This is a genomic window from Belnapia sp. (assembly GCF_059504005.1).
On record NZ_JCACHU010000041.1, the window covers coordinates 1 to 8,523 of the forward strand.

At 64.0% G+C, this 8,523-nt stretch carries 7 protein-coding genes; 4 read left to right on the forward strand and 3 right to left on the reverse strand.

The window, feature by feature from the left end; all coding sequences use genetic code 11:
* Positions 1 to 229: 229 nt before the first annotated feature.
* Entirely contained in the window at positions 230 to 1,531 is a 1,302-nt protein-coding gene (locus tag AC5JJ1_RS05790; RefSeq protein ID WP_495784157.1) for a vanadium-dependent haloperoxidase, read from the reverse strand.
* A 139-nt stretch (positions 1,532 to 1,670) separates the two neighbouring features.
* On the opposite strand from AC5JJ1_RS05790, the gene AC5JJ1_RS05795 reads away from it, so the two are divergent.
* Entirely contained in the window at positions 1,671 to 2,477 is an 807-nt protein-coding gene (locus tag AC5JJ1_RS05795) for an IS5 family transposase (RefSeq protein WP_495784158.1), read from the forward strand.
* A 228-nt stretch (positions 2,478 to 2,705) separates the two neighbouring features.
* Here AC5JJ1_RS05795 and AC5JJ1_RS05800 read toward each other — a convergent pair whose 3' ends face one another.
* Positions 2,706 to 3,491, reverse strand: coding sequence for an FkbM family methyltransferase (locus tag AC5JJ1_RS05800; protein ID WP_495784159.1), 786 nt, complete (start codon positions 3,489 to 3,491; stop codon positions 2,706 to 2,708).
* A 354-nt stretch (positions 3,492 to 3,845) separates the two neighbouring features.
* Positions 3,846 to 4,058, reverse strand: a complete 213-nt coding sequence (locus tag AC5JJ1_RS05805) for a hypothetical protein (protein ID WP_495784160.1) — start codon at positions 4,056 to 4,058, stop codon at positions 3,846 to 3,848.
* Between the two features lie 898 nt (positions 4,059 to 4,956).
* Between AC5JJ1_RS05805 and AC5JJ1_RS05810 the strand changes: the two genes are divergently transcribed.
* The 3 genes from AC5JJ1_RS05810 to AC5JJ1_RS05820 all read left to right on the forward strand — a co-directional run bounded on the left by AC5JJ1_RS05810 (position 4,957) and on the right by AC5JJ1_RS05820 (position 8,018).
* Positions 4,957 to 5,523, forward strand: coding sequence for a TetR/AcrR family transcriptional regulator C-terminal domain-containing protein (locus tag AC5JJ1_RS05810; protein ID WP_495784163.1), 567 nt, complete (start codon positions 4,957 to 4,959; stop codon positions 5,521 to 5,523).
* Positions 5,524 to 5,742: 219 nt separating this feature from the next.
* Positions 5,743 to 6,648 carry a crotonase/enoyl-CoA hydratase family protein gene (locus tag AC5JJ1_RS05815; RefSeq protein WP_495784161.1) on the forward strand — a complete coding sequence of 302 codons (906 nt, stop codon included), beginning with the start codon at positions 5,743 to 5,745 and terminating at the stop codon, positions 6,646 to 6,648.
* Between the two features lie 329 nt (positions 6,649 to 6,977).
* The gene (locus AC5JJ1_RS05820; protein ID WP_495784162.1) at positions 6,978 to 8,018 is read left to right on the forward strand and encodes an IS110 family RNA-guided transposase; all 1,041 of its coding nucleotides are present in this window, start codon (positions 6,978 to 6,980) and stop codon (positions 8,016 to 8,018) included.
* Positions 8,019 to 8,523: the final 505 nt, after the last annotated feature.

Below are 8,523 nucleotides of genomic sequence, written 5' to 3' on the forward strand. Positions count from 1 at the left end.
TAGCGCATGTGCTCGGCAAACCATTGGATAAATTATTGCGTGCCGTGCCCTAGGCTCAGAGCCCGTTTGATAAGGTCAGACGGCCACGAGCCTTCGGAGCTCATCCTGGCCTGCGCTATCCGTTGTCTCACGCCACCATTCACAAAGGGGCCTCGGAGCCGCTCCGAGAGGCACCGATTTATCGCATGGAAGACCCTCGCCAGTTCGCAGGCAAACTTCTGCTGTTCCCCTATCGCGTTTCCTTACTCGGCTGCAGGAAAGCGTCGAACACGAACTCGGCGATGCGCTGGCCTAATCCTTCCCCGTGCTCGCACGCCGTGCGGGTGTGTAGGCCACCCCAGACCCGGGCGTTGGTCGTTTCAGACACGAGATCGGTGTAGGTGGTCCAGGAACGGGTCACCCCGCCCAAGGGGTAGGTGACGCTCACACGTGCCTGGGTGGTGTCGCCGCCGAAGATTTTGCGCAGGATGGTCGCGCCGGCGGCGGAATTCGCACTGTGCAGCGAAGGGTAGTCGGGGAAGTTGGGAGTGATGATCAGCGGCTCCCACGCCGCATCCTGCTCGATGGCCGGATTGCCGAGCGTCTGCCCCGCCCGGATTGCCGTCACCGGGCGCGGGGAGTCATGCCGCCACTTCTCACGCATTCCGGCGATCATGGCGTCGGACATGGCTATGTTGATCAGCGCAAAGAGGCGGGCGGTCTCGGGCAAGTCGAGCCCCCTCGCGTTCGCCTCCTGGCGCGCGACGTCGTTGAGGAGCGGCCCACCGCCGACCGTGAAGAAGATCGCCGTTGCGGTCTGCTCAGCCGTGCGCGCAGGGCTGTCGCGCCCGCCGAGGCGGCGCACCTCGCCGAGTTCCCTGGCGTAGTCAGGAGACCTGACCGGAAGAGGCCCAGGCAGCTCGAACTTGCCGCCGCCAGAGAGCGCGAATGGCTTGATCTTGCCCCAGCCGAGACCGCGCGGCGGCGCGCTGGCCGGATAGGGCCGCCACGACGACGGCGTCGCACCCATCTGGAAGGCCGGATCCGGGGCGCCGAAGTCGTCCACGGCCACCTCGGTCCTTTCGGCCACCAGCCTGCCGAGCGCGATGCCCTCCTCTCGCGCCTCACCCTCTGGCAAGGCGCTGAGCGATTTGGCGAGCGTTGCGTCTAGCCCGATCCGCTGGCCTGGGTAGATCCTGACCAGGATGCCGTGCGCCGCAGCCATAGCGGCCGCCTCGGCCGACGCGCCGGGCCTGCTGACATCCACCTTGTAGGGGGCATACCGCCGCTCGACGGCATTCACCGCATCGAACATTGCGACATGGACATAGCCAAGGACGCGGCTGGCGACCGGCCCGGTCGCGGCGAGCGGTGGGATCGCGTTCACGGCGACCAGGTTCCACTCGGTGACCGCGTTGGCTTTCACCCCAAAGGCGAACAGTACGACACCGAGCAGGACCAATACGACCCGAAAGTTAAGAGCAACTTTCATTGCGACCTCCTTTGCGGAAGGCAAGGGATCAGGCCAGACGTGCTTCTTCTTTGCCGTCATCCATCTAGCTTGGGTGCGGATCCGCAAGTCAAGGGCGGCGTCGAGGGGCCTGTGCGCGACGGCGGCGGGGTGGGCGACAGGGGCTGATCATGACCCTTCAGCGGGCGTTGCAGGCGGTTTCCTGCCCGGAGATCGCCATGTGGACACCGGCCAAGCCATGACAGATGACCAGTTCCGTCTGCTCGAGCCACTGATCCCCGCCGCCAAGCCCGGCGGGCGGCCGCGCAGGACGGACACCCGGAACCTGCTGGACGGGCTCTTCTACCTCGTGCGCACCGGCTGCCAGTGGCGGCACCTACCACCGCCGCCGGCCTTCCCGCCATGGCGTACGGTGTATGGTTACCTACGCGCTTTCCTGCGGGACGGCGTGTGGGAGAGCATCCGCCACCACTTCGTGGTCCTGCTGCGCGAGAGCGCCGGGCGGGAGGCCAGCCCCACCGCGGTGATCGTCGACACCCAGAGCGCGAAGACCACGGAGAGCGGTGGCCCGCGCGGCTGGGATGCCGCGAAGCGACTGAAGGGGCGCAAGCGTCACGTCGCGGTCGACACGGACGGTCTGCTGCTCGGCATCCTCGTGCATGCCGCCGACATCCAGGACGCCGACGGTCTCGGTGACCTGCTGAAGCGCGTGAAGCCGCTCTATGCCTGGCTCCGGGTCGTCTTCGCCGACAACATCTACAATCGGCCTGCCGCCCTGCTCGCCTGCTTCTTGACGGGTCTGGTGCTGATCATCGTCCGCCGCGCCGCAGGCACGGCCGGCTTCGTCGTGCAGCCGCGCCGGTGGGTGGTCGAGAGATCGCTCGGCTGGTTCGGCCGCTGGCGGCGGCTGTCCAAGGACTACGAGGCGCTGCCCGAAGTCTCCGAAGCGATGGTCACTCTGGCCGCGATCCGCCTGAAGCTGCACCGCCTCGCCCATCCCAATCGCAGGCGGGTGCCCGCCCCATGACTTCGCAAACGGACTGTCAAATGCGAGGAGCAGCAGGTACCCTCCTTATTGTGGTCCACCTGGTGTTAGTTCAGCCGATTTGCAGCCAAATGCTTGAGTGGAAGCGGGGCTTACCGCATGTGAACCAGTGCTTGCCGCAGTCGCGGAAAAGCGCCGATTTGGCAGAGGGCCTTTGGCAGAGGGCCGTTAACTATCGAGCAAAATCCACGCGCCAGAGCGCAACCTACTCTAGCGGTCCTGTCCGCCAAACCTGCGAGGCGCGAGCCTTCGGATCAAATCCTCCTGGTCGCCCAGCACTGCGATGTAGTTGCCCATGCGGAAATGCTCGTCCTGGGAGAAGTCGTACGCTTTGAAGCGCACGCCGTCCGGGAACAGCCGCCCGATCCTGTAGCCGAACGGCGACAGCAGGTCGTAGGCGTCGCTCAGCAGAGTCCGCGCCGGTAGCCAAGTCGTGCCGTACTCGAGTTGGATGGCTGTCACCCGGCCCTCGGCCAGCGCCCGTTCGAAGCCCTTCAGGACGAAGAGCTCATGCCCTTCGGTGTCGATCTTCAGAAAATCCACGCGGTCGATGCCATGGCGGGCCAGATAGTCGTCGCCGCGGCAAACTCGGCCGGTCACCGTTTCCGTGCGCATGTTCCGACGGCTGGCGTGGATGCGTCCCTCGGTTGGCGAGTCGGGATAGAAAGTCACGTCCAGCTCGACCTCCCTGTCCGACAAGCCGAAGCCGTTCACCGTTACCGCCGGATGGCCGCGCCAACGGGCTTGGAGATGCTCGTGAATGGAGGGGACGAGTTCGAAGCAGTGGATCTTCGCCTCGGGCATCGCCTGCAGGATCGCCTCGGAATATAGGCCCAGATTGGCGCCGACGTCGAAGGCCACAACACTCCTGCCGCGCCCATAGGTCTCGGCCATGGTGTTGAGGACGAAAAGCTCACCATTGGTGCCAGGCTCGTAATATCGCTCGTTCCAATAGGAATTCAGGAACCAGTGGGACAATCTCGCGCCAAGTTCCATCAGGCGGGTGCCGTGGCGCGATCGAACTAGGCCTGTAAGATAGTTGAAGGCAAACTGTCGTATAGATCTGGGACCCAGAAACATTGGGACGCACCCTCACCCATGCGAAACTGTACGGCAATCAATCGGGTTCTCAAAGAGGATGTCAAACGCCTGGAGCAGGCGGCTTGCCTATCTTCGGTTGATCGACTTGGTTGAAGCCAGACCAGAGGCGTAAACTCAAATCAAGATATAGCCGTTCTACGAGGATTCTGGCGACGCTGGATTTGCTTATGAGCATTACGGACCCAGGATCGGCACCGGCAACCACAGCCGGCCTGCTGCAGCCTCGAGCCGCTCGACCTCGCCTTCGCGCTATTGATGCCGGGTCAGGAGCTTGTTCACCTCAGCCGCCGGCATCCCGAGCGTAACACCGATCTCGGCGGGCTTGATGATGCCTCGTTCGTCCAGCTCGCGGCCGATCGCCATCCGTAACCGGATGGTCTTCAGTCGATCGACGGCCCGGCGCTGGCGCTCCTCAGACGAAAGCTTGGGCCTCACGGGTGGTGGCAACTGCTCAGGGAACATGCTCATAGCCGGTATGTGGCCTCAGCGGCGACCGTCGTCACCTGGGTGAAAGTGTGATGAGAGGGGGCTGGCGTTCAGGAATAAGGCCCGGCTGTGGAAAACGCGAGATGGCCGAAGAACCCGCGTTATCAACAACCAGGGAAAGGCAGAGTGAAGCCCGAGACGCAGCCCTTATTGCATGTGACGGATCGTGCTTTGTCGGCTTGCGCACTGCTGCCGTGCGGCCGCCGATGATGGTTTTAGATCCTCTGGACTGCAACAAGTGAGCGCCCGGTGGTGACGCCTCAAGGCACGGCATACAACGCAGGCCAGTCAACGACCCACGCCACCTGCGAGGACCAATGAGTGGCAGCACCCTCGTCTGTCGAACCATCCTTGCAACCGCCGTGGCGATTGGCGCCGGCGGAATCAGCCCCGCCTACGACACAGGAGCACCCCCTGCATTAGTTGCGCAGCTACGAGATCTCCGAGCACAACAGGCGGTCCTCCATGCTCGCTTCCGCGACCACGCGGCCCGGATCAAGCGCCGGCACGGCTTTGACCTTATGGCAGTGTGGGAGGCATGAGGCGAGACCGGGCCGAAGCTGCATTGGCCGAACGAGGCCGCGATGACGGCGCGCTCGTCGGCCGCATCGAAAGTCGGGTGCTGCGGTTCATTCCGTACTCGAACGCCCCTGGCTGAAGAGGCCTGCTCTCGAGGCAATGTCGTCGAGCGCGAGCGGCCAGGGAGGATAATTGCCGCCTACCGTCATTTGCGCTCCGGATCGACTGCTCTGAAGGCTTCAGGCGGGCGAGAACGAGCCGCAGCCGTTACTGCTGAGCTTGCGGCTCTTGTTTTTATGTCATACAAACATGCATGCAAACGGTAGTGCGTCATCAAGCTCGGGCGACCCGCAACATGGGGCAGCGAACGCGCACGCGGCTGCTAGAGGTAGCGGTGGAGCTATTCACGACGCGTGGACCGGACGTCGCGGTGACCGCAATCGCCGCAGAAGCTGACTGCTACCCAAGCCAAGTCACTTACTATTTTGGTTCAAAGGAGGCGTTGCTCGTCGAGGCAGCATGCCACGAGCTGGTTCACCTCGGAGCGCGCGCCGAGGAAACGGCTGCGGCAAGCCCTGACGCGCGCGCCTACATACGCATACTCGTCGAAGTGGTGGCGCCTGCGCCCGCGCTGTCGCTTATCATTGAGGCGATGGCGCTCGCGCGCCGGAGACCTGAGCTTGCTCCGATGATCGCCGAGGCCTTCGACCGGATTCACCACGAAGGCGCGCGCGCTTACGCAGCACAACAGACGCAGTTCGGCTGGGCGCAAGCCGATGCCGTCGTTGGATCGAAGCGCTTTTGGACGCTCGCGCTAGGCGTCTCCCTGCGTATCGCGGCGACGGGCGGCGACCCTCATGCTTGTGTGTCAGAGATGCTCGCAGTGCTCAACCGTGGGGAAGTGAAGGGGGAGGCAAAATGAAGAGCATTTGCCGGGTCGACCCAACGATCCTCGTACCACCCAAGGTGCTGCGGCGCTTACTCGAGCGCTCGGCACTCATGAGCTTGGTAATGATTGCCTCGGCCTTGAGGGTCATCACTGCGAGCGTCGCGGCGGTTGCGCTGATCCCCACCCGGCGCCGCTTCTTCTAAATGCGCGGCAGTTCACTCTCAAAGCCATTGAATGACAAGGACCCAACTGATGCCCGACTTCAGCACCCTTCGGATTGATCAGGATGCGGAGCAGCCGCGAATCGCACGCCTACTCCTCAATCGGCCCGAGCGCCTGAACGCCATCAACAGCGACATGCCGCGCGAGATAAGGGCTGCGGTCGAATGGGCGGAGGCGAACAGCGAGGTCCACGTTATCATCGTGGAAGGTGCCGGCAAGGGCTTCTGTGGCGGCTACGATCTCATCAGCACCGCCGAAAGCCGTGCCGAGCGCCCCGGTCAACAGGAATCCCACCCGTGGGATCCGATGGTCGACTACGCCTTCATGAAGCGCAACACCGGAGACTTCATGAGCCTTTGGCGGTGCAGCAAGCCGACCATCGCCAAGGTACATGGCGCTGCGGTGGCAGGTGGCAGCGACATCGCCTTGTGCTGCGATCTGCTGGTGATGGCTAACGATGCGCGCATCGGCTACATGCCGACGCGCGTGTGGGGGTGTCCCACAACGGCGATGTGGACCTATCGCTTAGGACCGGCGCGCGCCAAGCAACTCATGTTCACCGGCGATGTCATCGATGGCCGCACGGCAGGTGAATGGGGTCTGGCCAATGTGGTCGTGCCAGCAACCGATCTCGATAATGCTGCCCGGGAGCTCGCAAACCGGATCGCCGGCGTGCCGCGCAGCCACCTTGCCATGCACAAGATGGTCGTGAATCAAGTGATGCTGACGATGGGCCTTGAGCAGTCGCAGATGATGGCGACCGTTTTCGACGGCATCGCGCGCCACAATCCTGAAGGGCTATGGTTCCGGCGGCAGGCACAGGCAGAGGGTTTCAAGGCCGCTATCGAATGGCGTGATAGCGGAAGAGCTATTCCGGAAGGAGACGAAGCACGGTCGCTGATACGAGAAATGGAGCGCAAGATGCCGCGGGCTTAGATTCGACACAGGTCCGTTTCAGGCACTGCCAAATTGATAATGCCCAGCGGATGTGATGGAAGACGTGCCAACGCTCGCTCGTTGGTTTGCAGCGGACGACCCTGCCTCCGATAGCCTACAGCGCTTCTAGGAGCGGGTGCGCATGGCCGTCGGAGGTGGCCGGCGGAGACGCCTTATCGCATGTGTGGATGCCCCCTGCGGGTCAAGGCGAATCAGCAACTCTGGCACCGAGAGCACGGGTGCGGTCATGATGGAATGGACGGCCCCGCTTTCCTAACTGGCTTTCTGGTCGAGGACACGACCAGGAGGCCCGGCAAGAGGAGGCGAGGATGGCGGTCGAGGTTATCGGACTTGACCTGGCCAAGAACGTTTTCCAGGCGCACGGGGTCGATGCCACGGGGCGGGTTGTTCTGCGGCGCCGGTTGCGTCGAAGTGAGGTCGTGGCCTTCTTTGCAGGGTTGCCGCCGGCGCTTGTTGGCATGGAGGCCTGTCAGACGGCACACCATTGGGGGCGCGAGCTGAGCAAGCTGGGCCACGAGGTCCGGCTCATGCCACCGCAGTTCGTGAAGCCTTATGTGAAAAGCCAAAAGAACGACGCAGCGGACGCCGAGGCGATCTGTGAGGCGGTCACGCGTCCGACCATGCGCTTCGTCCCAGTGAAGGGAGCAGAGCAGCAGGCCGTTATCCTTCTGCACAGGACGCGGGATCTGCTCATCCGTCAGCGCAGCAGCTTGATCAGCGCCATCAGAGCCCACTTTGCCGAGTTCGGCATCGCCGTTGGTCACGGAATCCGCAACATCGACCGGCTGCTCGCGCTGCTGCAAACGGGGGCAGAGGCTGAGAGGCGGGTGCCGCCGCTGGCGGCTGAGATGCTTGGCATATTGGCTGCGCAACTGCGGGCTGTCGGCGAGCGCGTCGACGAGGTGGAGACAAGGCTGCTCGCTTGGCACAAAGCGGATGAAACCAGCCGCCGGTTGCAGGGTGTGCCGGGTATCGGTCCGATTACGGCCAGTGCGCTGGTGGCAACGGTGGGCGACCCACGTCAGTTTGGCTCCGGGCGGCAGTTTGCCGCCTGGCTGGGGCTGGTACCGCAGCAGAGGTCGAGCGGCGGCAAGGAGCGGCTCGGGGGCATCAGCAAGAGGGGCGATGGCTACATCCGCCGCCTGCTGGTCCACGGCGCGAGGGCGATCGTCGGCTGGCGTAAGCGGGCACCTAGCAGCTCGACCGGCTGGGTTGACCGTCTGCTGGAACGACGGCCGGTGAACGTGGCGACCGTGGCCTACGCCAACAAGCTCGCACGGATCGCCTGGGCCATTATGATGCGTGGAGAGCGCTACGAACCGGCCAGGGCCTTCGCGTCCGCTCCCTGATGGGACGCGGCGCGCGGGCTGAGGCCCACGGTCTGCGAGGGTAGTCGAGGTTTGATGGCAGATTCGGTTGCAGGACCGAGAAGCGGCAAAGTCCGACGGACACATCGCTCCTCGAGAGCGTTAAATGATTGGACGCCGTTTCGCGGAAACCATCAGGGTCCAGACGAGACCGGATAGCTGACTGCAGGCGACCGTGCTGTTAGAAAGCCGAGATGACCCACGTGGGGTGGGGCCGTCCATAGCTGTGTACGGCCTCTGATGCGGCCGGCCTGGCCGCGGGCCCTGATGAGCTGCGCGGAACGAGGGGCAATCAGGTGAACGCGCTTCGGGGGCGCACTGCGATAAACGGCCTCTCTCGTCACCGGCTCACCGGTCTCTCGCTGTCATCGTCGCTTCAGCACCTTGCCCCTCGCCGGGCGCGGCGCCCGGCGAGCTCGGACGCGACCGCCCAGGCGGTCGCGGCTGTGGTGTAGGTCCCTCCTCGGGCCAGCAGGGCCCAGGCGAT